This is a genomic window from Stenotrophomonas sp. PS02297, assembly GCF_029959705.1.
GTDB lineage: Bacteria > Pseudomonadota > Gammaproteobacteria > Xanthomonadales > Xanthomonadaceae > Stenotrophomonas > Stenotrophomonas nitritireducens.
On record NZ_JASCOS010000233.1, the window covers coordinates 1 to 1,930 of the forward strand.

A 1,930-nucleotide genomic window follows, 5' to 3' on the forward strand; every position below is an offset into this window, starting at 1 on the left:
GGCACGGATCGTCCGCGATCCGTGCCTGCCGCGTTCAGGGACCACGGCGACGCACCGGTAACGTCAGGGGTTGCCGTCTTCGCTCCACTGCAGCGCGCGGTAGTCGAAGCCCAGCTGCAGGCGCGGCTTGACGATCTCGAAGAACGGCGACACGTCGAAATCGCGCGGCGTGTACAGGCTGTAGTTGCGGATGTGCAGGATCTCGCGCTGCTGCTCGCGGCCGCCGGCGTGGCCGAGCACGGTCTCGATCTCGGGCAGGATCGGGTAGCGGATCGACTCGAACGCCTGCGCCAGCAGGGTCGAGCAGATCGCCTTGGTCGGCTCGCCGCTGCCCAGCGCGATCAGGCGCCGGCGCATGTGCCCGGGTACCGGCGGCAGGATCAGGTAACGCGCCAGGTCGAACACGTTCTTCAGGTCGTAGCTGTAGCCGATGCGGGCGCGCATGAAGCCGACCAGCTGGTCGATGACCGGCGGCGGCAACCCGCGCGGCCGGCAGATGCGGGTATGTTCCTCGGCGAAGGCGTCCAGCGGCACGCGCCGCACGCCCGCTTCCACGTCCACATCGATCAGCATCGGCCGCCGCGGCCCGTCCGGCTCCAGCGCTTCCTCGCCGATGTACAGCGCGGCATGCGACCACGTGGACTGGGTGAGGTACTTGATCGCGGTGGAGAAGCGGCTGTTGCCCTCCACCAGCAGCACGTCGCCGCGCCGCAGGGTGCGCGCCAGCAGTTGCGGATCGCTGGTGGGCGGGCGCGTCTGCCGGTGCCGCGGCTGGGCCAGGAAATGCGCCATGCGGCGCCCGGCGAAACGCAGCAACCCCATCCATTCCTCTCCGCGAAAGCGTGCAGGGAAGCCTAGCTCCCGCCGATGCGGGTGCACAACCGCCTGCCAGGCGGTGCCGGGCATTACCCGACGGGGACCTGCCCGGCAATGCCGCAAGCGGGGCGCTGCCCCGCTCTACCCCCGCAGGAGCGGAACCGCATGGTCCCGGACCGTCACCGGCGAGGCACCTGCGCCGGCGCACCGAAGGACGATGACCGCGCCCGGCGCGCAGATGGCCCTCAGAACGCGGGCAGCACGGCGCCTTTGTACTTCTGTTCGATGAAGGCCTTCACCTCGGGCCCGGTCAGCGCCCTGGCCAGCTTCTGCACGCGGGCATCGTCGCGGTTGTCCGGGCGTGCGACCAGGAAGTTCACGTACGGCGAATCCTTGCTCTCGATCGCCAGCGCGTCCCGGGTCGGGTCGAGGCCGGCGTCGAGCGCGTAGTTGGTGTTGATCAGTGCCAGATCGACCTGGTCGAGCACGCGCGGCAGCATCGCCGAGTCCAGCTCGCGGAACTTGAGCTGCTTCGGGTTGTCGACGATGTCGCGCTGGGTGGACAGGGCGTTGGTCGGGTCCTTCAGCTTGATGACGCCGGCCTTGTCCAGCAGTATCAGCGCGCGGCTGTTGTTGCTCGGGTCGTTGGGAATGACCACGTCGGCGCCGTCGGGCAGCTCGGCCAGCGACTTGACCCGGCGCGAGTAGGCGCCGAACGGTTCGATGTGCACGCCGACCACGGTCACCAGGCCGGTCTTGCGGTCGCGGTTGTAGGCGTCCAGGTAGGGCTCGGTCTGGAAGTAGTTCGCATCGACCTGCTTCTGCACCAGCTGGTCGTTGGGCTGCACGTAGTCGTTGAACACGCGCACGTCCAGCTTGACGCCCTCCTTCTCCAGGATCGGCTTGACCACTTCGAGAATCTCGGCATGCGGCACGGCGGTGGCGGCGACCACCAGCCTGGACTCGTCGGCGGCGGGCTTGCCGCAGGCCGACAGCGCCAGCGCGGCGGCGGCAACGAGCAGCGGACGGAACAGGGAAGTCTTCATCGGGATTCCAGTGCGGAGGGAGTACTTGTAGGAGCGGCTTCAGCCGCGAACGCTTTCATGCGAAAGCC

General features: G+C 68.6%; 2 protein-coding genes. Both read right to left on the bottom strand.

Annotated features, from left to right (window positions below; all coding sequences use genetic code 11):
• Positions 1 to 63: 63 nt before the first annotated feature.
• On the bottom strand, positions 64 to 822 hold the full coding sequence (locus QMX80_RS19125; RefSeq protein WP_055770545.1) for a YiiX/YebB-like N1pC/P60 family cysteine hydrolase: 759 nt from the start codon (positions 820 to 822) through the stop codon (positions 64 to 66).
• A 239-nt stretch (positions 823 to 1,061) separates the two neighbouring features.
• Entirely contained in the window at positions 1,062 to 1,862 is an 801-nt protein-coding gene (locus tag QMX80_RS19130; protein ID WP_055770548.1) for a MetQ/NlpA family ABC transporter substrate-binding protein, read from the bottom strand.
• Positions 1,863 to 1,930: the final 68 nt, after the last annotated feature.

What these genes read in the sequence shown, in the direction of transcription:
- QMX80_RS19125 (WP_055770545.1), bottom strand. Translation starts at nt 822, where the DNA reads ATGGGGTTGCTGCGTTTCGCCGGGCGCCGCATGGCGCATTTCCTGGCC.
- QMX80_RS19130 (WP_055770548.1), bottom strand. Translation starts at nt 1,862, where the DNA reads ATGAAGACTTCCCTGTTCCGTCCGCTGCTCGTTGCCGCCGCCGCGCTG.